At 46.4% G+C, this 22556-nt stretch carries 24 protein-coding genes; 10 read left to right on the forward strand and 14 right to left on the reverse strand.

The window, feature by feature from the left end:
* Nucleotides 1-68: 68 nt before the first annotated feature.
* The 4 genes from ACDE64_RS19665 to ACDE64_RS19680 all read right to left on the reverse strand — a co-directional run bounded on the left by ACDE64_RS19665 (nucleotide 69) and on the right by ACDE64_RS19680 (nucleotide 3219).
* Nucleotides 69-1262, reverse strand: a complete 1194-nt coding sequence (locus ACDE64_RS19665) for an extracellular solute-binding protein (protein WP_411347972.1) — start codon at nucleotides 1260-1262, stop codon at nucleotides 69-71.
* Between the two features lie 360 nt (nucleotides 1263-1622).
* Nucleotides 1623-2249: a flavin reductase family protein gene (locus ACDE64_RS19670; protein ID WP_411347973.1), complete on the reverse strand. Its 627-nt coding sequence runs from the start codon at nucleotides 2247-2249 to the stop codon at nucleotides 1623-1625.
* A gap of 68 nt (nucleotides 2250-2317) precedes the next feature.
* Nucleotides 2318-2926, reverse strand: coding sequence for a bifunctional transcriptional activator/DNA repair enzyme AdaA (locus ACDE64_RS19675; protein ID WP_411347974.1), 609 nt, complete (start codon nucleotides 2924-2926; stop codon nucleotides 2318-2320).
* Nucleotides 2927-3000: 74 nt separating this feature from the next.
* Nucleotides 3001-3219, reverse strand: coding sequence for a helix-turn-helix domain-containing protein (locus ACDE64_RS19680; RefSeq protein WP_411347975.1), 219 nt, complete (start codon nucleotides 3217-3219; stop codon nucleotides 3001-3003).
* A 108-nt stretch (nucleotides 3220-3327) separates the two neighbouring features.
* Between ACDE64_RS19680 and ACDE64_RS19685 the strand changes: the two genes are divergently transcribed.
* The gene (locus tag ACDE64_RS19685) at nucleotides 3328-3597 is read left to right on the forward strand and encodes a DUF6809 family protein (RefSeq protein ID WP_411347976.1); all 270 of its coding nucleotides are present in this window, start codon (nucleotides 3328-3330) and stop codon (nucleotides 3595-3597) included.
* 262 nt (nucleotides 3598-3859) lie between these two features.
* On the opposite strand, the gene ACDE64_RS19690 is transcribed toward ACDE64_RS19685, so the two are convergent.
* From ACDE64_RS19690 to htpG, 3 genes are all read right to left on the reverse strand, one after another.
* A complete protein-coding gene (locus tag ACDE64_RS19690; RefSeq protein WP_411347977.1) occupies nucleotides 3860-4186 on the reverse strand; it encodes a hypothetical protein in 327 nt (108 codons plus the stop codon).
* 96 nt (nucleotides 4187-4282) lie between these two features.
* Nucleotides 4283-5020 (reverse strand): hypothetical protein, encoded by a 738-nt coding sequence (locus ACDE64_RS19695; protein WP_411347978.1) that lies wholly within the window; start codon nucleotides 5018-5020, stop codon nucleotides 4283-4285.
* Between the two features lie 322 nt (nucleotides 5021-5342).
* Entirely contained in the window at nucleotides 5343-7244 is a 1902-nt protein-coding gene (gene htpG / locus ACDE64_RS19700; protein ID WP_411343778.1) for a molecular chaperone HtpG, read from the reverse strand.
* Nucleotides 7245-7630: 386 nt separating this feature from the next.
* Between htpG and ACDE64_RS19705 the strand changes: the two genes are divergently transcribed.
* Nucleotides 7631-8677, forward strand: coding sequence for a hypothetical protein (locus tag ACDE64_RS19705; RefSeq protein ID WP_411347979.1), 1047 nt, complete (start codon nucleotides 7631-7633; stop codon nucleotides 8675-8677).
* Between the two features lie 52 nt (nucleotides 8678-8729).
* On the opposite strand, the gene ACDE64_RS19710 is transcribed toward ACDE64_RS19705, so the two are convergent.
* A complete protein-coding gene (locus ACDE64_RS19710) occupies nucleotides 8730-9590 on the reverse strand; it encodes an aminoglycoside 6-adenylyltransferase (protein ID WP_411347980.1) in 861 nt (286 codons plus the stop codon).
* A 153-nt stretch (nucleotides 9591-9743) separates the two neighbouring features.
* Here ACDE64_RS19710 and ACDE64_RS19715 point away from each other — a divergent pair, with 153 nt between their 5' ends.
* From ACDE64_RS19715 to ACDE64_RS19745, 7 genes are all read left to right on the forward strand, one after another.
* Nucleotides 9744-11798, forward strand: a complete 2055-nt coding sequence (locus ACDE64_RS19715; protein WP_411350347.1) for a BglG family transcription antiterminator — start codon at nucleotides 9744-9746, stop codon at nucleotides 11796-11798.
* Nucleotides 11773-12237, forward strand: coding sequence for a PTS sugar transporter subunit IIA (locus ACDE64_RS19720; RefSeq protein WP_411343781.1), 465 nt, complete (start codon nucleotides 11773-11775; stop codon nucleotides 12235-12237). Before ACDE64_RS19715 ends, ACDE64_RS19720 begins: the two co-directional genes overlap by 26 nt.
* Before the next feature lie 96 nt (nucleotides 12238-12333).
* Nucleotides 12334-12648 (forward strand): PTS fructose transporter subunit IIB, encoded by a 315-nt coding sequence (locus tag ACDE64_RS19725; RefSeq protein WP_411347981.1) that lies wholly within the window; start codon nucleotides 12334-12336, stop codon nucleotides 12646-12648.
* Between the two features lie 16 nt (nucleotides 12649-12664).
* Nucleotides 12665-13774 carry a PTS fructose transporter subunit IIC gene (locus ACDE64_RS19730; RefSeq protein WP_411343783.1) on the forward strand — a complete coding sequence of 370 codons (1110 nt, stop codon included), beginning with the start codon at nucleotides 12665-12667 and terminating at the stop codon, nucleotides 13772-13774.
* Nucleotides 13775-13844: 70 nt separating this feature from the next.
* Nucleotides 13845-14726, forward strand: a complete 882-nt coding sequence (locus tag ACDE64_RS19735; protein ID WP_411343784.1) for a ketose-bisphosphate aldolase — start codon at nucleotides 13845-13847, stop codon at nucleotides 14724-14726.
* 271 nt (nucleotides 14727-14997) lie between these two features.
* Entirely contained in the window at nucleotides 14998-15234 is a 237-nt protein-coding gene (locus ACDE64_RS19740; protein WP_411347982.1) for a hypothetical protein, read from the forward strand.
* 402 nt (nucleotides 15235-15636) lie between these two features.
* Nucleotides 15637-16170 carry a DoxX family protein gene (locus ACDE64_RS19745; RefSeq protein WP_411346858.1) on the forward strand — a complete coding sequence of 178 codons (534 nt, stop codon included), beginning with the start codon at nucleotides 15637-15639 and terminating at the stop codon, nucleotides 16168-16170.
* 124 nt (nucleotides 16171-16294) lie between these two features.
* Here ACDE64_RS19745 and ACDE64_RS19750 read toward each other — a convergent pair whose 3' ends face one another.
* The 3 genes from ACDE64_RS19750 to ACDE64_RS19760 form a co-directional block, all read right to left on the reverse strand.
* The gene (locus tag ACDE64_RS19750; protein WP_411347983.1) at nucleotides 16295-16627 is read right to left on the reverse strand and encodes a hypothetical protein; all 333 of its coding nucleotides are present in this window, start codon (nucleotides 16625-16627) and stop codon (nucleotides 16295-16297) included.
* Between the two features lie 147 nt (nucleotides 16628-16774).
* Nucleotides 16775-17677 (reverse strand): class I SAM-dependent methyltransferase, encoded by a 903-nt coding sequence (locus tag ACDE64_RS19755; protein WP_411347984.1) that lies wholly within the window; start codon nucleotides 17675-17677, stop codon nucleotides 16775-16777.
* Between the two features lie 53 nt (nucleotides 17678-17730).
* On the reverse strand, nucleotides 17731-18213 hold the full coding sequence (locus tag ACDE64_RS19760) for a hypothetical protein (RefSeq protein ID WP_411347985.1): 483 nt from the start codon (nucleotides 18211-18213) through the stop codon (nucleotides 17731-17733).
* A gap of 439 nt (nucleotides 18214-18652) precedes the next feature.
* On the opposite strand from ACDE64_RS19760, the gene ACDE64_RS19765 reads away from it, so the two are divergent.
* Entirely contained in the window at nucleotides 18653-19852 is a 1200-nt protein-coding gene (locus tag ACDE64_RS19765) for a M20 metallopeptidase family protein (RefSeq protein ID WP_411347986.1), read from the forward strand.
* Between the two features lie 234 nt (nucleotides 19853-20086).
* Here the strand turns inward: ACDE64_RS19765 and ACDE64_RS19770 are convergent, their stop codons facing one another.
* From ACDE64_RS19770 to ACDE64_RS19780, 3 genes are all read right to left on the reverse strand, one after another.
* Nucleotides 20087-20911, reverse strand: a complete 825-nt coding sequence (locus ACDE64_RS19770; RefSeq protein WP_411347987.1) for an HAD family hydrolase — start codon at nucleotides 20909-20911, stop codon at nucleotides 20087-20089.
* Nucleotides 20912-20957: 46 nt separating this feature from the next.
* Complete coding sequence (locus ACDE64_RS19775; protein ID WP_411343790.1) at nucleotides 20958-21119, reverse strand: hypothetical protein; 162 nt, start codon at nucleotides 21117-21119, stop codon at nucleotides 20958-20960.
* A gap of 68 nt (nucleotides 21120-21187) precedes the next feature.
* On the reverse strand, nucleotides 21188-22549 hold the full coding sequence (locus ACDE64_RS19780; RefSeq protein WP_411347988.1) for an MATE family efflux transporter: 1362 nt from the start codon (nucleotides 22547-22549) through the stop codon (nucleotides 21188-21190).
* Between the last annotated feature and the right edge of the window lie 7 nt (nucleotides 22550-22556).

Raw genomic sequence — 22556 nt, forward strand, 5'->3', positions numbered from 1 at the left:
TTTTCAATGAATCTTTGGTCATAACTGGCTTGAAACTATCAGCTTGCTATCTTACAGCATCTAGACGCTTACTTCTGCTTGATCCAGAAATCGCGTACTTTCGGCGATGTCATATACAGCGTATCCGCATCAAAGTCCCACAGATGCAATTGCTCAAAGCCAACCGGATTCTTCGTCTTCACATCAGAACGCGGTACCCAGGAACCGACTTCGTTGAACGGCGCCAGTCCTTCGCCTTTGCCGTCCGCTTCGCCCATCATCCAGCGGATGAATAGCTTGCCTGCCGCTTCATGTGGTGCTTGTTTGGCAAGGTATAGATACCCGGCATCCGGTACAGCGGTTTTGGGCTGAATATCGTAGATTGGCTGCACATGCCAGCCCTTTTCTTCCACTTTGGACACGTCGCCCGAAACGGCGATTCCGACGGCATCACTGGACGTTTTGCCGATGGCGTCGAGTACATCGTCGCTGCCTTTAAGTACGGTCAGACCGTTGGCGAACAGCTGGCGGATAAATTCATATCCGGCATTTTCCGTGCCTTGCAGCTGAATGTCCTTGCCGAACTTTTCTTTGTATGCCGCTGCCATATCGTCGCTATGAATGACCATTGTGGTGAACAGATCCATAAATGCTGGCGAGCTGAGCGGATCGGCAACATACACTTTATTTGTAAATGCGGGTGTTGTCAGATCCCACCAGTTGGTCACCGGAATCTGCTTGTAATGATCGGTATTGTAAAAGAGGGTACGAAACTCTACATAGTTGGCATACCCCGGTGCCTGTGTGCGATACGGCTCATCCACCTTGGACGCGATATCGTCGGGCAAATATTTCAGATAGCGTCCCTGCTCGACCATCTCTTTGCCAACTGCTCCACTCACTTCCTTGGTGATGATTACGTCCGGGTTGAATTGTCCGGCATCCTGCTCGTTCGTAACCTTGTCCATCATCTCGTCGGATTTGACTTTGCTGACTTCGACTTGGATGTCGGGGTATTGTTTCATAAAGGTTTCTGCGGCATCGTTAGCGCGACCGGAAGTGGAATAGACGACTACTTTGCCACCTTCTTCTTTTGCCTGCTGGTATAGGGTATCTGCCGTCTCACTCGTTGTGACCGTCGATACTGCCTGCCCGTTAGCGACGGATGAATCGGTGCTGTTGCCACATGCGGACAGCAGCAGTGCCGGAATGAGCAGCATGGAGAATACACTGGTCGCTCCCGCTTTACGAAGTGAAGATTTCCCTTTGAATGTTGTGTTCATGAATTCCTCCTGGAATAATGATAATTGGCTTTGGCATGAGCAACTCGTGATTGCGTGTGCAGTTAACAACAGACAGCAGCAGAAGTGGAACATCGATGTTGATCGAGAGTATGTATGACTTGTAGATATGTTATCGCTGCCTGCATGTCCCATACTAAAGCCGAAGTGTCAAAATGAGATTAAGTCATATGTCGATTTTGGTAAAAAATTATCACGTTCTGTATACTTGGTATTTTATTATCAAAAAAACTCGGAATATTACAAAAAACGCTTACTGCCCTCGTTTTGAGGAAAGTAAGCGTTTCGCTATTGATGATGTATTCAGGTGTATTGCCAATCTTATCAGTTACAGCGACCATATCAGGACTCATAATATTGCTTGGTAAATGGCTCCGCTAATCGCGAAGGATGAATCGTCGCTCCCGTCGTAAAAAACTCGCAAAAATTCATAATCAGCGGATGCCAGCGTTCGGCTATGATGCGCTGCCGATCGTTCAGCAATGCTTCTTCGATATGGACGCGTTCAATTCTCAACTCGGCGGCGCAAATATGTCCGCCACCTTTTTCATCAAATACGTGCGCTTGTTCCAGCACAGCTTCCATTTGCACCGGGCACTCCTGTATACATGGCGCTTGCACCGTCTGTGATGGTACAGCAGTCAAACCAGCATGTTGGAATTTGTCCGCTACATGGACATAGCCTATATTCTGCTTGTACTCTGGCACTGGAAACGATCCTGTCGTCAACGCCAATCGGTCAACCGCATGCACCAAATCGGCAGAAGCGAGATTGATCGTGCACTGCTTTTCCCTTTGCAGATTAGCAATTGTCTGCGAACGATTCGACATACCGATCATGCACGATTGATTGATCCACCAAATGGACGAAATCGGTGCGATATTCGGCGTGCCGTCCGGGTTGAGTGTGCTAATAATGACAACAGGTGTGCCAAAGTATAAAATTTGTGGCTGAATGGTCTGATGCATGAAGATGCCCCTCTCTGTAATCCATAGTATGGACATAGTATAGATGAGAGGGGCAGGAGCTTCTTTTGTTATCTTGCGGCTTCATTCTGTACAGGAGCAAGATGCTGCTGACGGTAGGCGGTTGGCGTGAAGCCTGTCTTTTGCTTGAATAAGGTTGCAAAATAGGACGGGTTATCCAATCCGACCTGTATGCCAATTTGTGATATGCTCTGTGTCGTCGTCAACAGCAGCTTCTCCGCTTCACGGATACGCACGGTCTGGATATATTGTGTCGGCGTGTATCCTTTTACTATACGGAATGAGCGTTGCAGGTGAAACGGGCTTCCGCTCGCGAGCCGGGATAATTCCTCTAGCTTTAGATCGTCCCAGTAGTATTGGTGTATTAGTTGTACAATCTCTTCCACCCACTGCTCCTGTGGAGAATATAGTTGATCTGGGCAGCATCGCTTGCACGCCTGAAATCCTGCCTGCATCGCCTGTTGCACGGTAGAGAATAGTCGCACATTGTGACGATTCGGTATCCGTGATTTGCAAGATGGACGACAGAAGATTTTGGTTGTTTTGACACTATAAAAAAACGTCCCGTCATACTGCTGATCATTTTGAACAATCGCTTGCCAGTAAACATCAGTCAGTACAGGAGAAGCATCGGTCGTTTCGGATAGTATCACGTTCATATTCATCACACTCCTGCACGTAGTGTACTATGACTCCATATGCTCTATTCTATGAGGATTTCTGTTCCTATACATCAGTCTAGTGGATAGCGTTCTTTGCGATTGGTTCGATTTAATAAATAATCGGTACTTGTATCGTGAAAATCAGCGATTTTGATTAAAATATGCGTTGGAATATCCACTTCGCCACGTTCGTAATTGCTATAAATGCGCTGGCTGCATTGAAGATACTGCGCCATCTGTGTTTGTGTTAAATCTTTGTCTTCACGTAAATGGCGGATTCGTATGTACATAAACTACACCTCCAACGCCAGCATATCCTAGCGAATATCTCGCTATTGATTTTTAGCGAAAATATCGCTAGAGTGTAGTTATCAAATATTTCACGAGGAGCAGATCATATGAGTATTTTGGAAGAAATATATTACGGAACGTATCGACCATGTGAGCAGATTAAACCTGATTCCAAAGAATACGGACAAATCAATAATCGTATACATACTATGCTTGAAGCACTACAGCATCGAATGACCGAAGCGGATTATCAATTATTACAGGATATGTTTGATCTATATGACGAGGTAACTTCGTTATACACTGCATCTGCATATACTCACGGATTTAAAGCGGGGATTCAGATGTGGAATGAAATGCATCACGAGAAAATATAATAAATTATTTTTTTAAAAATAAAAATAATATTATCCTCTTCAAGCCAAGAACAAAAACATCATAATACGTAGAATACAACTAGTACATAATATGATTGAGGATAGTATTATTTCTCAACAAAATACTTTTTAGTTGTACACTCTGTCATCAGTGTAGAGTATTAATTTAACATTAATAAGTTCACTCTTTAATATGCTCAGTTGTATAAGCAACAAATTTAAAAATTTATGGATAAGCAATGCTAAAAGGATAGTTTCTACTTTACATGGTTCTTCTTCTTTGCTTATCTGATTCCTCATATCTTTCCATTCCCAATGCAGTAATTTTTATAAGTATACTTTCTTCAGTTGTTATTATCTCTATAAAATGTTTGTCATTTAAATACTGATATGCAAGTCTTTTTTCTACAGCAAGACTATTATATTGTTCAAGTTCATATTGAATATCATTTGACTTCTCTGAAAATGTATCATGATAGATCTTACTAAGTAATGTGTTTCTTAATGTCTCTCTGTTACTAATATTTAAAATAGCGTCTCCTTTATCTTGCATTACTTCTTCACGCATAGATTGTATAGAAATTGCCATGGAATCTTCCCATATATTAGATGGGTCAAAAAATACTTCGTTTAAATTTGCAAAGCTATAATCATCATTATGAGCTGTTTTTTTTTATAATTCTCTTTATATATCTTTTTTTTGTTTATCAGGCGATTTTCTTTGCATCTTATTTAATTTTTCTATGCTATAAAAGGTAGCTAGTCTTAAAGTATCCATTTGAAATTTATAGGTTAATGCACCATCTGGATCAATCAATTCAGCATTAAATGCAAGTTGCCAGATTTGAAAGAAAAGAATACGTGATTTAAAAAAATAATCATGTTTTCGTATGTCTTTATATTTTAAACTTTTTAAATAGAATGCTTCTAAAACCTTACAAAATAACTCCAATTCTCTTTGTTCTGAACCCCTCTCAGAATTATCATCATACATTTTGTATCTTTGAAATTCATAATATGCAATTAGTGTATTATTGTCCGCATATTTTATGTTATCTTCAAATATTTTAAAGATCTCTTGCTTCAATTCATATGGTGTACTTTCTACATCTCTTAATTCGCCTGGGCGAAAGACAGTTGACCTTTCAAAATAATTCATTATTGCCGAGTATAACGGCCAATAGAAATTGCTTTTAGCTATGATCCAATTTTTTTTATTCTCTCGAATTTCTGTAACAATATAGTTATAGGTTTGTGCCCCAGCAATACCAGCAATCAATGTAACCCATGAGTTAGAAGCAAAAGATAAAATCAATTCACTTCGTTTAGGAGTATCTCTAAAGAAATACATATAAGAAAAATATAAAACAATAAAAGCAATAATAGAAAAAATTAATATTTTCACTTTAGAATAAGATTGCAAATAAATTAACCCTCTTGGCAAATAGATATCCCATTTAACTATTTTACTTTTTAATGCAATCCAAATATCACTTAACTTAGCTATTTATTCCACCACCTCTATTAGTTTTAATTCTTTTATACTATCCTTTCGTAAAAAATAAAAGAACTAAATCACTCTATATTCAGTAAAATTCTGCTTTGATATAAATCAGAAATACCTCAAGTGATTACTAGCATAACTTTACCCGAATATGCATACAATTAAAAACCCGGAGTGAAAACCTGTACGTAGGCAATCATCCGGGTTATTTATATAGATTTAGCTAATATGCAAAATCCACTTACACCATCACTTTACAAATATCATTCGTAAACTCAACCGGATCTTGTAGCGGCAGTCCTTCGATCAGCAGCGCTTGGTTGTACAGCAGGTTCGTGTACAATCCCAGCTTCTCGCTATCGCTCTCATGCGCTTTTTTCAGCGATTGGAATACGTCGTGGTTGATGTTGATTTCCAGTACTTTCTCGGCTTTGACATCCTGGCTGTTTGGCATCATTTGCAGGATTTTCTCCATTTCGATTGACAGCTCGCCGTCAGTAGACAGGCAGACCGGATGGGATTTGAGGCGTTTGGATGCTTTGACATCCTTCACTTTGCCGCCCAGTACGTCCTTCATCGCTGCGAACAGTTCTTTGCTTTCGTTCTGTTCCGCTTCTGCTGCTTCGTCCTTCTCATCCGGCTCGATGCCCAGATCGCCGCTGGATACGGATTTGAATTCTTTTTCTTTGTATGCGCTGATGATCTTGATTGCAAACTCGTCGATATCGTCGGTCAGGTACAGAATTTCGTAGCCTTTGTCCGATACCATCTCGGTTTGTGGCAGCTTCTCAATGCGCTCGATGGAATCACCAGCAGCATAATAGATATACTTCTGATCTTCCGGCATCCGCGATACGTATTCATCCAGTGTAACAAGCTTCTTCTCTTTGGACGAATGGAACATGATCAGGTCTTGCAGATCGTCCTTGTGCATGCCGTAGTCATTGTAGACGCCAAATTTCAGCTGACGACCGAATGATTGATAGAACTTCTCGTAATTGTCACGCTCGTCTTTGATCAGGCTTTGCAGTTGGGATTTGATTTTGTTTTTGATGTTTTTGGCGATCAGCTTCAGCTGACGGTCATGCTGCAACAGCTCGCGCGAGATATTCAGCGACAGGTCTTCGGAATCGACCATCCCTTTGACAAAGCTAAAATAATCCGGCAGCAAATCCGCACATTTGTCCATGATCAGAACGCCGTTGGAGTAGAGTTCCAGCCCTTTTTCATACTCTTTGGTGTAGTAATCGAACGGCGTATTTTCCGGGATAAACAGGATCGCGTTATACACAACGGCACCGTCGGCACTAATATGCACATGCTTGAGCGGCTTGTCGAAGCCGTAGCGTTTTTCCTGATAAAAGTTGTTGTAATCGTCGTCGGTCAGTTCGCTTTTGTTTTTGCGCCAGATCGGGATCATGCTGTTGATCGTCTGTTCTTCGGTATATTCTACGTATTCCGGCTCTGCGTCTTCTGCTGCATCTTCTGCCTTCTCGACCGGACGGCTGTTCGTCACATCCATCTTGATCGGGTAGCGGATAAAGTCGGAATATTTTTTCACGATGGTACGCAGACGATATTCGTCCAAATACTCGTCGTATTGATCGTCCTCGGTATTTTCCTTAATGCTGAGGATGATGTCCGTACCAACGGTTTCTTTGTCCGTTGGCTCGATGGTGTAGCCATCTGCGCCTTCGGAATGCCATTTGTACGCTTGGTCGCTGCCAAGTGCGCGCGTGATCACAGTTACTTCATCCGCCACCATAAAGGCAGCATAGAAGCCGACACCGAATTGACCGATGATATTGTGACCGTCCTGCGCCTGGTTTTCCTTTTTAAAGGCAAGCGAGCCGCTCTTCGCGATAATACCGAGGTTGTTTTCCAGCTCCTCGGATGTCATACCAATCCCTGTATCAGAGATGGTCAGCGTACGAGTCTCTTGGTTTGGCTTGATTTTGACGTAGTAATCTTCCTTATGGAACGTCAGATTGTCGTCGCTCAATGTTTTGTAGTAAATTTTGTCGATGGCATCACTGGCGTTGGAGATCAGCTCGCGCAGGAAAATCTCGCGGTGCGTGTAGATCGAGTTGATCATCATTTCTAGGAGACGTTTGGATTCAGCTTGAAATTGCTTTTTGCTCATAATGAAGTGAAAGCCCCTTTCCATTCTTGTATAAAATAGCAGGTATATTCCGCTTGGCGACACGTATGCCGCATAGCAGATACCTTATGTATCGTGACATTGTTATTTAGCACTCTAATCAATCGAGTGCTAAACCTATCTTTTATATATCATATTCCCAATTTCCATGTCAATGTTTGATCTGATTCATCCACTTTACGGAAAGGCAAGATCCATACGGAACTACTGTATATTATTTACATTACAGGTATACCCTTTTCTCACTAACTGAACTATTATATACTACTCTTAATGTCCCCTCGCTGAGAAAAAGTTATTGCTTATGCAACCATCTAATTTTAAAATACATACTTTGCCTGATCTCAGGCACCAAGGAGTGAATACCGATGCCCCACTCGTACCGCATCCAGCTGAAACCGCTACCGGGATTTGAATGGTCCAGCTTGACTGGCAACGTCGCCAGTGCTGCCGCTTATGTAGGTAGCGATTATATGTATGCCTTTGCCGATGCTTGGTCGTTCTCCTGCTTGAAGGAACAGCCAACATCCGGCTTTGCCGCGCTCGGGCAGGAATCGGTATTGTACAACACCTCATATGAACAGATTCTCGACTGGAGCCGGATCGATTACCGCGTATCCAACCATTTACCTGCTGAAGAAGCACTCGGAATCATTCGGCTGGAGCTAGCGCAGGAGCGTCCGGTGCTGGTGAAGGGCGATTCCTTTTATTGCGGCTGGTTTCCGGAAAATTATGGGCAACAGCACAGCCACAACTTTTACCTGATTACTGGATATGACGATCTGACTCATCAGCTATTTTGTACGGATGTGGCGTATATGACGCATCAGTATCCGCAATCAGTGAGCGATTTCAGTCTGGGCTTTGCCGGGGAACTGATGACGATGTGGCCTACCCATGATCGCTATCGTCCGATTGTGCATCAGCCAACGCGAAACGAAATTCTGGCGCGCAGTGCGGAGCGCAATCTAGGTCACAATCATGAAGCTTGTCCGATGGTTGAATCGATGTTGCGATTTGCTGACGAATTGCCAGAGCTGGATCGGCTAGCAGTGGAGCAGCAACAGCAGGACGGTCCGGGGAGTATGAATCGACTCAGCCTGGAGCTGCTTTATATCGTACAATCACGGATGCAGTTTGTACGATTGCTGGACAAGCTGTGTAATGAGCAGGATCAGGCGATGTGTCCGTTAAACGATGCATTTACCCAGAGTGTACGTAGCTGGTCCTTGATTCGTTCTGCGTATTTACATACATTTGAGCCGCGTATCAAACGCGAACGTATTCTGGATAGCATGGCAGCCGAGATTCGAGTCACGGCAGCGTTAGAACGGGAAATAGCGCAGAGTATTCTACATATTCGCCGTTTACAGCATGTATCTGAGCGTTACCAACAGCGAGTGTTAGGCGGCTAGCTCGTGTACAAAACACCTGCAATACCTGTAGATTGCGCATCATGAATCGGGGTCAATGATCGGCAGGAAGATGATAGACCGAAGCAAGATAAGCAAGTACCCACTCCGCTTCATGCACATTGTAATCCAGCGTCATTGTCTGGGCGAGTTGCTGAGCTGTCTCATGAAACAATGAGGTCATAATCCAGACAGCACTCCAGATATGTGCAGTTTCGGCGCGCGGATATGTATCCAACAATCGCTGATACGTCGCGCTTGGTAAATATTTGTGCAAATATTTACCGCTTTTGCCTACATTGATGCCTTCTGGATGCTCACTTGCTACTTGCCATGACAATAGCAGCTCCAACATCGGGCGTACATACCGATTCAGATGATCCAGCGCGTATAACAGCTCGCCGCGTCGCAATCCTTTGGCGATGTAGGTGGACACCCACCAGAATTCATTACAGCAATCGGCAAAATGCTGCGCAGTTGGCAACTGAGTGCGATGACTTGCATCTGTCGGCGATGGAATCGTCGGCATGATGCCGTCCTTATCCAGCACAATTCTTGTTAACGTATCCTCCTGCACATAGTCATATCGCTGCTCCATCGGCAGCAGTCGCAGATCGATCCGGTTGCCATCGGCAAACAGCATCAAATACATGAAGCTGCCATTGTTCGCGGGCGGAACGAGCGTCCCTTGCTCCGGCATCTGCATGATGATGCGCTCGCCGAACACCTCTACCCAATCGTGATTGTCCATAAAAAACTGCATCTCATCCACGATATACACCACATCATAATCCTGAAAAGAATCACGCGTCGCCGCCGAATTGACGCGTGATCCATTCATCGCCACCGCCCGCACATGCTCATACTGCTGCGCCACATGCACAATCAACTCCATCATCTGCTGCTCACTTCGCATCTCGTTCTTTCCTCCTCTGTATTCACGTCAATACAGCATGCTCCAACCGCTGCTCTGCTACATTAGGAACCGTATAGATACCAGTTGTCTATTAAATTGACCGTATGCTACGGACATGTTTTAGTATTTTAGCTCCTTTTCCACCATGCTATGATGAATGCATCACCACAAGCCAAGCCTTCATGCACTGTCAGCCTTCAGGAGGTGATATTTATCATAACGCTATCATTCAGGCAAAAGCAAATGATTCATCTGCTGCTTCAGCATGAACATTATTTGCCTGCCAAACAGCTTGCTGACGCTATGCAGCTATCCGAAAAGACCATCTATCGAGAGTTGCAAGTCATTGAAGAATTGCTTCACGACTGCGGCATCGAATTGCACAAGCAAACCGGACGCGGCTATCGGCTAGAATTGACTGCCGCTCAGCGAACACAGCTGCATCTGAATGAACCACCGGAACAAGCGGAAAGTATTTTATCAATCCCAAGTCGGCGCATTCGGATTTTGGCACAGCTACTCAGTCAGGCTCCACATGAAACGTCGATCAGCCGACTGGCAACGCAGTATTACATCAGCAATGCCTCCATCGTCAACGATCTGCGTTTTATTGAAGATATGCTCGAACCGTTTGAGTTAAAGCTCGTTCGCAATCAGCGCGGCACTTGTATTACCGGCTCCGAAGCGGACATTCGCAAAGCATTTATGCATCTGATCAACGATCTGATTCTGACCGAGCCGTATGGTGCCGAATATGCGGTGCATGAACGACTCGATCATCTAACTGTTCGCGAATTGAAGCAGCAGTTTGCCGCAGATGATATCGTCTTTGTGCAATCGCTGTTGGAGGAAGCGGAACAGGAACTGCATTATCCGATTGGTGATCCGTACTATATCAATATTCTCACCCATCTGCTCATTCTGATGAAGCGGATGGAGCATGGCAAGCTGCTCACCGGTAAGCTGAATACGGCGCAGGCACAATCGCCGGACGAACGTATTTTCCGGCTGGCACGGCGGATGCTGTTACAGATTGAAGCGTACCGCGGCAATCGGCTGCCAGAAGAGGAAATCTATTTTATTTATCAATATCTGATCAGCTCCGGGGCAGGCGTATCGCTGCATGAACATACCGCTACTGAGCTGATCGTGCAGGACAGCCCGCATATACCGGAGCTGGTGCAGCAGTTGATTCGTTATTTTGCCACTTTGTCGCACACGTCGTCATTGGATACAGAGCAGCTGGCACATGGCATGCTTGTTCATTTCAAACCGATGCTGAATCGGCTCAAGTATCAGATTTCGATCAAAAACCCGCTGATTCAGCAGATCAAGCATGAATTTCCGGCAGTGTATGATCGTACTGCGCTAGCAGTGAGTCTGATGCTGGAACAGCTGCATATCCGGCATATGAGCGAGGATGAGATTGGCTATCTGGCATTGTATTTTCAAAATGCACTGGAACAGCAGGTGCGCCATCAGCGTGTACTGCTCGTCTGCTCCAGTGGTGTCGGAACTTCGCATCTGCTGAAAAGCCGGATTGCGCGCGCCTTTCCCGACTGGGAGATTGTGCAGATTGTATCATCGAGCCAGCTGGCACAGGCGATGCAGGAAATGGAACCCTCCATCGATCTGATTATCTCTACTGTCAAGCTGCGTGAGAGTGAATGGTCTGTCATTTATGTAAGCGCTCTATTCAATGAGGATGATGTCAAACAGGTGACTGCGCACATCCTGCAACATGCGAGAACGCATGAGCAGGCGACTTCGCTAGAGACGCATTTCAGCCGCTATCTGAATGATCGTCATCTGGAGATCATTACGCAGGATAAGGCGCGCGCCATACGCCGACTCGCAAGCAAAATGAGCGGCAAACGTCAGCGCGGCAGTCAATTGACGGGCTTGCAGCAGATCAATCTCTCTTGCGGCGATCGCATCTCGTTAGTAGCTGCCGCTGCATCATCCCAGCCACAGCTTGGCGTGATTCTCACCTGCGATGCAGAGGATCGGATTCAGTCGCTGGACTGGCTACTCTGCTTGCCAGATCAGGATACCGGTCTGCAACTGCTCACACAACTTGCCGACTGGTATCATCTCTCCGACGGTCGTCAGCATCTGCTCCAATTGTCAGGCTCACACGTCAACAGCACTTCATTTCAACAACGATTGAAGGAGGATCATTATGGATATCACGAAAATCATCAATAAACATCGGATCAAGCTGGATTTGCAAGCAACTACCAAAGATGAAGTCTTTCATGAGTTGAGTGAATTGCTCTACGAGCAGGGCGTGTTGTCATCGGTTGATGCATTTGTCGCCGACATCTACCAGCGCGAAGCCGAAGGACAGACCGGGCTGGAAAATCATATTGCCATCCCGCACGGCAAATCCGAAGCTGTACTGCAAACATCGCTCGCTATCGGACGCACCGCCCACCCGATTCCGTGGGAAACAATCGACGGCAAGCCCGTGCACTGCATTATCCTATTCGCCGTCCGTATGGTTGATAAGACGACTACCCATATTAAATTAATGTCGCAGGTCGCTTCCGCGCTTGCTGATGAGGAGGTGGTGGACAGGCTGTTGACCGAGCCAGACCCGGATAAGCTGATTGCCCTGTTCTCGGTTCACGCCGAGACACACTAACGGGATACAGCCGTTCCCCACCTCAAGCGTACAGTTACATCCGACGATATAACTTCATTCCATATTCAAATCCAGTGCATTAGGGAGGAAACACAGATGAAGATTGTTGCTGTTGCCGCCTGCACCGCAGGTATTGCCCATACGTATATCGCCCGTGAGAAGCTGATCAAAGGCGCTCAGGCGCGTGGTCATGAGATCAAAGTCGAAACTCAGGGCACGATTGGCACCGAAAATGAACTGTCGTCCGCCGATGTTGCCGCTGCCGATGTGGTCATTCTAGCAGTTGATATCAAGATCGGTGGCGAGGAGCGCTTCAAAGGCAAACCGATTATTCGCGTCAAAACAGAGACGGTGATCAAATCGCCGGTACAGTTTGTGGAGAAGGTAGAGAAATCGCTGGCAACCATCTGATTGCTGGGAGGGAATAATGATGACGACCCGTAGTAAAATGATTGGTCAAAACATCAAAAAGCATCTGTTGACCGGTATTTCGTACATGATTCCATTGATTGTAGCGGCAGGGATCTGTATCGCGCTTGGACAAGTGCTTGGCGGTATTCATGTATCCAAAGCCGTTGGCACCATTCCGTATTATCTCAATGAGATTGGCGGCTGGGGAATGGGGCTGGTCGTACCGCTGATTTGTGCGGCGATTGCCTACTCCATCTCTGATCGCCCCGGCATCGCACCTGGTCTGATCGTCGGCTATTTGTGCGGACAGATTCAGGCAGGCTTTATCGGTGGGATGGTTGGCGGTTTTCTAGTCGGTTATGTCGTACTGGCAATTAAAAAGTACATCCGGCTCCCTGCCTCCATGCAAGGCTTAATGCCAGTCATGATTATCCCCGTGCTGGCGACTGCCTTTTCTGGACTGATCATGTTTCTGTTTATCGGTCAACCGATTGTCTGGCTGCAAAATGGTCTGGTGCATATGCTGGAATCGATGCAAGGCGGTTCCAAATTCGTGCTTGGCGCTGTACTCGGCGCGATGGCAACCTTTGATTTTGGCGGTCCTGTTAACAAGACGATGTCCTTGTTCGCTGACGGTCTGCTCGTACAAGGCATTTATGGACCGGAAGCCGTCAAATTCGTCGGCTCCATCATTCCGCCGCTCGGTATCACCTTGTCGTATCTGCTAACTCGCAAAAAGTATACCAAAGCGGAAAAAGAAGCGCTCAAAGCCGCCTTCCCGATGGGCATCTGTATGATCACCGAAGGCGTCATCCCCATTGCCGCACGCGATCTCGTACGGGTTGTACTCTCCTGCGTTATCGCATCGGCAGTCGCTGGCGGGCTGATTATGACTTGGGGTGTGGAAGCACCCGTGCCACACGGCGGACTGTTCGTTGTCCCATTGTTCACACATCCGTGGCTGTTCATGCTGGCACTGCTAATCGGCACTACCATCTGCGGCGTTGTCCTGTCTGCGATCAAGAAGCCAGTGACCGAGCTGGACGAGCAGTTTGACGATAGCATTGACCAGCAGGTGGATGAAGACGATATCGTATTTACATTTGAAAAGGCGGAAAAAATCTGACGTCATTCCATGTATATATCACCAACGATGTATATCTAACGATCTATACTAACCAAGAGGAGTGTTGACCATGTTGTTGACGATGAGCGAGTTGCTAAAAGTCGCACAGGAGAACAAATTTGCAGTAGGTGCATTCAATATTGCGGATAGTACGTTTGTACGGGCGGTGATTGAAGAAGCAGAACGCTCGCAATCCCCGGCGATTCTCTCCTTCCACCCGACCGAATTGGAATTTGTAACAGATGAGTTCTTCGGTTATGTCCGTGAACGTGCCGTGAAAAGTAGTGTGCCGTTTGTCATTCATCTGGATCATGGCGGCTCCATTGCGGACGTCGTTCGGGCAATCAAATGTGGCTTCACCTCCGTTATGATCGACGGCTCGCTATTGCCGTATGAGGACAATGTCGCGCTCACGCAGCAAGTAGTCCAACTGGCGCATGCTGTCGGCGTATCGGTCGAAGCAGAGCTAGGTACAATCGGCAGCACTGGCAATTCGGTCGAGGGCGGCGTAACCGAAGTAACGTATACCGATCCGAATCAAGCGGAGGATTTTGTTCGTCGTACAGGTACAGATACGCTGGCGGTAGCGATTGGCACGGCGCATGGCATCTATCCGAAACATGTGAAGCCGAAGCTGCAACTGGATATTTTGCAGGATATCTCGACACGCGTCGATATTCCGCTCGTCCTGCATGGCGGCTCCTCGAATCCAGATGCCGAGATTGCCCAATCGGTCACTATGGGCATCGCCAAAGTTAATATTTCCAGCGATATGAAGTACGCCTACTTCGCCAAAGCACGCGAAATTCTCGCCCGCGAAGAATGGTGGGACCCGAACGTCATTTATCCAGAATGCATCGTTGCCGCGCAAGAAGTCATTCGCTACAAAATGAATCTGTTCCAATCAGTTGGTAAAAGCGAGTTGTACCAGAAGCAGCCTGTGCTGCAATAACTCATCATTTCATAAAACAAGCGACCGTGCCTTGAGCATCGTCGCTTGTTCTTTGTTGTTATTGCTTGTTCTGTACAGTAAGCGATAATCAGACTGGAAATGACGTTCAGCCGTTGCTCACTCCATTGTTCTGTACGCAGAACAGTTCCGCCGGGGTACATATACAATAGGATGATATACTGATCACAGCGTTACAGTATGGCACAGGTGGGAGCGTTATAGTATTGGCCGCCTATAAACATACACGCTTATAGTTAAGGAGGTCAGCTGGATGAAGGTATTGCGCAAATTCATTCTCGCTTTTCTATTGTCCAATGTGATCGGCAATTGGAGCTTCAAGCAGATCTCCTTTTTGCAATACGATCTGGCGACGGGCTGGCTGAGTACTGGCAATATGGTTCGCTATCTGGTCAATCTCGCCTGCTACATCGCAGTGGCAGTCTGGATCTATCAGATTCTGGAATGGATCGAAAAGCGGCGAGAGCAGCGTAAAGAGGAATCCGGTTAACGCAGCAACGAACATCGTGCAACAGACGATAACCGTTGCCCTGTATGTCACCGGCTTCCTTTTTGCTGTGAGGCATTGCTTGTTTGCTACTAAATCAGAGCACAACTATCATCTAAATGCACCCCCAATGAGTGATCCGCAAATATAGTTTAATTTTTATTGATGATTGTGATTTATATCACATATTAAATTTTAGTTTTAATTTAATATAAAGGCATGGAAGAGATGATCATCCCTCACAACAAAAGATCAGCAGCACAGGGCAGCAGCAACCGGTCGCACCGGCAGCAGTTCTAGCCCCGACCGCTCCCTTGTTAGCAACTGACTGATCTGTATTTCAACAGCATGTCCCTCATATCAGAACCGTATCACACAAATATAATATTCCTAAGGAGTGTATGAATCATGAACGCATGGCTCAGACAAAACAAAATCGCAATGTGGCTGTTAACTGTTCTTCGTATCTATATCGGTCTTCAATGGATTCAAGGTGGGTGGGGTAAATTAACGGGTGGATTCGACGCCAGCGGCTTCCTCAATAACGCGATCACACTCAGCACTGGTGAAAAACCAGTCGTCAAAGCAGCTTGGGCGGGCTTCCTGCAACACTTTGCTCTTCCAAATGTAGAGCTGTTCAACATCCTCGTACCCGTTGGCGAATTCTTAGTCGGTCTTGGCTTGATCCTCGGCACCTTCACAACCGTTGCTGCACTAATGGGTATGGTCATGAACTTTGCCTTCCTGTTCTCGGGTACAATCAGCACCAACCCATACCTGATCCTGCTGGAAGTATTCATCGTCGTCGCTGGTGCAAACGCTGGTAAAATCGGTCTGGATCGCTGGGTACTGCCTTACCTGAAAGCTCACGTCTTCAAACGTCAGCCCAAAGACAGTGGCGGCGGCGCACCAACCGCACCGACTCACAAAGCGGCGTAACTGATAAAGTTTTATATAAAAGAAATAACGCGCAATTCTCGAAATAAGGATGCGCGTATTTCTTTTTTCAGTTCCATTGCATATTCAATCCTACCGCTTCTACATATCATGAAGGATTCCAAGATCAGTACCGCTCGCCATCATCACCAACTACATACGCATTAAGCGCTGATGCAATTTCTTTCATTTTGGGCACTACCCATTCATCGCCTCCACTTACAATCAACCGACCATCAAAATAACGGAAAGGAATTTCAATCTCGTCTTCTTCCGTTTTCCACACAAAAAAGTTGCCCTCCATAGAAATAGTAAACGGTCCTCCACCAGAAGTAATTTCCTTTTGGTATGAGAAATCATCTTGTCCTGCAAAATAATGTTGCAATTCCTCAAGTGTGATCGGGTACTTCGTCGACTCGTAAAACTCTTGTGCACGCGTAATATGTAGATCGTAGCTCAATGATTTCACTCCTTTACTATTGAACGATCGTTATACATCTGTTTGCTTATTCTTATTGATGAATAGGACAACGCCGTGTGTATAGTTTACATTGGGCAGCCCTATTCATCTCAATACAATGAATGTAAAATAAAATCCGATTTCCTATCATAATCCACCTGACTTAAACGTCTCGGCTCGGCTCGCCACAAACACATACGTTGCCATCGAACCGATCACATCCGTTTGCTGCACGGAATGCTCCAGCATGCGTACCTCAGATTCAATCAGCGAACGCAGCTTGTCCGGTACATCAAACAATGCGTCCAGCTCGTCCTCATACGTATTCAGCACCATGTCTGTCTCCCACTGTCCATCCTGTAGCTGCACAGACTCTATCGACTGCTCGCGCTCGATGGTCCAGCCTGCTTCCGCAGCTACCCGATGAATGTCATCCACCGTAAACAGCGTGCGGATATTGGCGGTACTATTTTCCTTGAAGCATTCGTATTTGGCTTGAATCAACACTGCCAGAAGATGTGGAAACTGCTGAATGTGCTCGATCCGTGTATCCCATTCGGCAAAGCACAAACGCTTGCCCCAGTGACGTACACGCTCCAGAATCTGGCGCAATTCTTCAAACGAAGCCATATACCACGACGCATGCGAGATCACAACATAATCAAACGCATCTTCTGGAAAATGAGTATCGAAGCTCAGCACATCCACCTCATAGTCCATCTGAATCGGCGCACCCAGCTTGGAATCCAGCAAATAGTTCGCTGAATCGCCAACAGTGATAGGGCTACCATAATCGCGCGTTGCTACATCAATACCATGCACCAATCCGTCCGAACCGGTCGCCCACGCCAGCACCGCCGTCGTATCTCCCTGTCCACAACCGATTTCCAGTACCGTATCGCCCGGCTGAATGCCCCAGAACTTTACCAGCTTTAACCGATGCTCAGTCTGAATACGCTGAACGTCCTTATGCTCCTGCCCGGTCGCCATACAACTCACAATCTCATCTACAATCCGCTGCCGCTCATCTATTTCGTATTCTTGGCTCATTCTTGTACCCCTTTCGTTATTGAGAATGTGCTGAAGGACAGACAAAGCTTTCTTTACATCGTGCCAGTAGGATTGCTGTGCAAGCCAACAATCTCAATCACTTCCATCTCCGCTACTGCTCGTGCTCCTTCCATCATATAGGCACGCGTACCAATCTGTATTTGATGTATATGAACCTGACGACGACGCTCTGGAATAACGATCCACATGCTCGCAGTGCCTGTAGAAGGAACAGGCTCTATTTGAAGAATAACTGCTCCCTGTTCATCCTCAAACTCTGGATGAATCATATACAATTCTGAAAGAATAACATTCGGCGGTACGTCGTTATATTTACCGTTGCGCTCCAATATTGCTGGCGTGTCACCCTGCTTTGCTGGAACATTCTTGACTGGCATTTCGTAAGCAAAATCTGGACGATACCCTTGCCATGGCAATACCCGACGACCGCCCTCGTCTGGGCTGTAAAATCGGTAACGTACGCGAAAATCGGGCGGATATCCCAACACTTCCTCATAGCTTTTTCTAGTATCCATGTTCATCTTCCTTCTCTTGTTATGGCATGAGCGCATGCTCTCCACCTTATCCATTCATTGACTACATCCACTTGCCAGAAACTGATGAATCCTATGTACCTTTCAAACGATCACTGTATTCATTTCCCACTTTAGGTATGCACTTCTTGATTCCGTTTATTCTGCTTGCTTGTACCGTTGTCCACGCTTGCTGTAACGGGATACGCTGCTTCTATTGTAATACATCTTTATCCATAATAAATATCATTTTCCACATTCATATAGTACTAGAACATTCTCCACCCGTTTGACGTCGCTGGCTGGTCGTGATATTTTAACAAAAAGCCAATACGACGGTGCAGCATAGTAAAGCGGGCAGAATGGTCGGCAATTCGGCGATTTGGTTCCGATGTTATCTCATGGTGCAGCGAATTTACATACTGGCGACGGGAGGATGTATATGAGAGAACAATGGTTTGGCGAACTGGAACAATTGGAAAAGGATATCGTGGATTGGCGCAGACATATGCACCAATACCCGGAATTATCGTTTCAAGAAGTGAAAACATCGCAGTTTATCGCAGATACATTACAAGGCTTTGGTTATGACGTTCGCACAAATGTGGGCGAAGGCGGCGTGCTTGCCGATCTGAAGGGGGCATTGCCGGGACCAACGATTGCGTTTCGCGCGGACTTTGACGCATTGCCGATTCATGAGGAAAATCAAGTGCCGTACCGTTCGCAAAATGACGGCGTGATGCACGCTTGCGGGCATGACGGTCATACCGCGTCCCTGCTCGGCGTAGCCAAAGTACTCAGTCAGCATAGTGACCAGCTGCAAGGCAGCGTTCGATTTATTTTCCAACATGCTGAGGAGAAAATTCCCGGCGGTGCCAAAGCGATGATTGACGACGGCGCACTGGAAGGCGTCGATGAAGTGTACGGTGCCCATCTAGCAAGCTACCTTCCTTACGGCAAAATCGCAGTCGTGTCCGGTCCATCCATGGCAGCGGCAGACGGCTTCTCCGTCGTCATTCAAGGGAAAGGCGGTCATGGTGCACGTCCAGATCAGACAATCGACTCTATCGTTGTCGGCAGTCAAGTCGTTGGCGCTTTGCAGCATATCGTCTCCCGTCATGTCGATCCGCTCAAATCGGCAGTCGTGACTGTCGGCGTCTTCCAAGCAGGTTCGGCGTTCAACGTAATCGCCGATACCGCCAAGATCGAAGGCACCGTGCGTACGTTTGATCCACAAGTACGGGTTCAGATCGAAGAAGACATTCAGACCATTTTGCAAGGCATCACGTCGGCGGCACGCGCGACCTTCAAGCTGGAGTATACGCACGGCTATCCGGCTGTCGTGAATCCACCGGAGCAGGCGGACTATGTTCGCTCGCTGGTGAGAGATTCGCTTGGTGAGGAAGCGTTGCAGGAAGTTCCACCTTCTATGGGTGCTGAGGACTTTGCTTATTATCTCGAAGAGCGTCCGGGCAACTTCTTCTATGTCGGCTCCCAGCAAAACGAAGACACAGCGTTTCCGCATCACCATCCACGCTTTGACATTGACGAGCGTGCGCTACTGAATACAGGTAGAGTGTTCCTGAGTATTGTCGCTGACAAACTGTTGACCCCTTCGCCAGAAGCAGCACCAGTTCGTTAATCGACTAACCACATGTTACAAGCATAATGACAACGTATATACGTTTATTGCAAAAGCCCGTCCTGTTCTCATTTGAGAATACGACGGGCTTTTTGGATATTCGTATTGTATTGTACACATATGGTGCACAATAACTGCTGTTGCTTACGTTGCAACAGTGCATGTTATAGCAATCCTCTTTATATCGTTTCTCTTTGTATCCTTTGTTTTTGTCTCTGTTCCGTGTATGTCAGTTCACTTCACAGCAGGTACTATAGCACTTTGCAGTTGGATCATCTTCTGAATGGTAAGCAGCACCCCTTTTTCTTCATTGGATTTGGTAATCCAGTCGGCAGCGCGCTTCGTATTATCGCAGGCATTGGATACGGCAAAGCTGTATTTGGCGATATCCATCAATTCCACATCATTTTCCCCATCGCCAAATGCCATCGTCTGTTCATACGTCACATGAAGCAGCTCCTGCAATCGTTTGACTGTTTCTCCCTTATGCGTATGCAGAGCGGTAATATCCAGCCATCTCGGCTCGGAGTCGATAATATAGATCGTATCCAGCAATTCGCTCTCAACATGGGCGCGCAACGCGGCACTACGCTGTAATGGATCGAAGACGGTTAGCTTGAGGAATTCCTCTCTAATCTCTACAAATGAACCAATCTTGATCACTTCCTGATACGAGCCTTTGACCACTCGATACAGATCAGGGGAAATCGTATCTTTTACGTATGCGGCTCCGCTTGTGCAAGCGATTAGTGTCAGCTCAGTATCAAATTGCTCAATCAACCGAATCGCATGCAGTGCGCGTTCACGCTCCAGAATGAATTCGCGGATCAGTTGACCGTCTTTTTTGATACGGGTTGCGCTGTCTCCCAGTATCCAGATGCCTTCTCCCGCATGCTCGAACAATTTCTCCACCCGCTCACACTGCTTGCCTGTACAAGCGACAAATTCGATGCCTTGCTGCTGCATCTGCGCATACACCTCACGAAACAATTCCAGATCAAACGAACTCTCATTATTCAAAAACGTCCCATCCAAATCGGTCACAACTAGCTTAATCATATCCATTCTCCTCGCTCTTCATGAAATTGACAGGTCACGTTGGTTCTCATTGTTCCTCGTACCCTTTCCTATACGCCTGCCGCATAAATTCTTTATAAATATAGTGAAAACGTCGATGTGTAGCCGGATGCTCGACAATCCGCTCGAGCGTATAATAAATGGCGATCAATGCAAGAATAGCTACAAGTGCCTGCACAAACATCCACATAAGCACAACCTCCCTTTCGTAATCTCTTTATAAACACTCTTTATGAAGTGAATGCAAATGTAATCACATCATCTTCCCTGATCGCCAATGTTTTTGATCCACCGATACCGATTGACTTTCACTGCTGCAACGATACATTTTAGCATCTGGTCACTTTTTAAAATGAGGAAGATCCACACTGGCGACCAATTCCATACGAATGCACCCAACAACGACAATGGCAAAATCAGCAACCACATAAAGATAAAATCGTTGTACATGACAAACTTGGTATCGCCTCCACTCTGCACAATACCGGATAACGACGGCATTTCATAAGAAGTACCAACTACCGTGATCGACAGAATGGTCATGAAGGTAAGCGCCAGCTCACGAGTATCCGGTGAGATCGAATACAGGAATAGCACATGATCTTTGAGCACATACAATGCAATGCCTGTCACCAAGCCGATGCGCACATATATGAATTGCAACGTACGACTGTACAACTTCACTTGTGTCATATTGCCTTCACCGACTGTTTTGCCCATGATGACGGACGAAGCACTTGCCGCCGCATATGCCCCTACAGTGACGAATTGGAAAATGCTTGTCGCCACACTATTCGCGGCAATCGCAGCTGTGCCCATATGACCGAGGATACCAGTCTGTAATGCCATCGCAGCCGCCCATGACAAACTTGCCAGCAAAATCGGCAGCGACACTTGAATGTACGACTTCCAGACGTTTACGGACAATGACATATAATCCCGCAGACGGGGAATAGCAGACAATTGACGGATGCGCACATACCCGACCACAAGCAGACATTCGATGATGCGCGAGATCAGCGTAGCGATAGCAGAGCCTTCCACTCCAAGGCTGGGCAAGCCTAAATAACCATACACTAGTACTATATTCAGCACAATATTCACAACTAACGTGCAAACGGATACGATCAAGCCAATACGTACGATTTCCAGACTACGCAGCGTTGCCAGCAACACATTCGTCACCGCATAGAATACATAAGACCAAGCAATGATTGTAAGAAAAAGCGCTCCTTCGCGCACAATCTCCTCTTCATTGGTCATCATACTCAATATCGGTGTAGCAAACAGAAACGAAGCTAGCCACATGACGATCCCAATACCTAGCGATATAACCATACCAGCACTAGTCGCTTGCCCAATCAGATGCTCCTGCCCGGAGCCGCGATAACGCGCAGCAACAATCACAACGCCCTGTGCACAGCCGATCATAAGAAAGGTAGCGATAAACTGAATCTGATTGGCAAGAGCGGAAGCGGACAATGCAGTCTCACTATATCCACCCAATATCAGATTGTCCGATACAGCGACGGCGACGGTAATTATATTTTGCAGACCGATCATGAACGTCAAGCGGAAGAAACGGGTATAAAATTGACGATCTCGCGTGATCCATGTCATCGTTCAA

This window comes from Paenibacillus sp. WLX2291 (assembly GCF_046603665.1).
Classification (GTDB): Bacteria; Bacillota; Bacilli; order Paenibacillales; family Paenibacillaceae; genus Saccharibacillus.